Consider the following 633-nt stretch of genomic DNA (forward strand, 5'->3'; position numbering starts at 1 on the left):
CTTACCGTGCTGCGCGAGGCGCGCGTGCTGATGCCCGACCGCCGCTTCATCTATGTCGCCGACGACGCTGCGTTTCCCTACGGCGCTTGGGAAGAGCCGGCGCTGAGGGCGCATATACTCGAATTGTTCGGCAAATTGCTTGAGCGCTTTGCGCCGGCCATTTCCGTCATCGCCTGCAACACCGCCTCGACGTTGGTGATCGATGCGCTGCGCGATAGATTTCCCGCGCATCCTTTCGTCGGCATGGTGCCTGCGATCAAGCCGGCGGCGGAACGTACGCGCTCAGGGCTGGTTTCGGTGCTGGCGACGCCTGGCACCGTCAAGCGCCAATACACGCGCGACCTGATCAGCAAATGGGCGCAGAAATGCCATGTCCGCCTGGTCGGCAGCGACAGGCTGGCGGGACTGGCTGAGATCTACATGCGTGAGGGCTTCGTCGATGAGGAGGCCGTACGCACCGAGATCACGCCGTGCTTCGTCGAACATGATGCGCTGCGTACGGATATCGTCGTGCTCGCCTGCACACACTACCCCTTTCTGGCCAATCGCATGCGCAAGACGGCGCCCTGGCCGGTCGATTGGCTCGACCCCGCTGAAGCGATTGCGCGCCGGGCGCTGTCGCTTCTCGCCGAC

1 protein-coding gene is annotated in these 633 nt (G+C 64.0%); it reads left to right on the plus strand.

Annotated elements, in window-relative coordinates:
* Window positions 1-633 (plus strand): glutamate racemase (locus tag EN749_RS36850; RefSeq protein WP_128365112.1); only part of this gene is annotated, 633 nt, incomplete at both ends.

The organism is Mesorhizobium sp. M7A.F.Ca.ET.027.02.1.1 (assembly GCF_004022985.1).
In the GTDB taxonomy this organism is placed as follows: domain Bacteria; phylum Pseudomonadota; class Alphaproteobacteria; order Rhizobiales; family Rhizobiaceae; genus Mesorhizobium.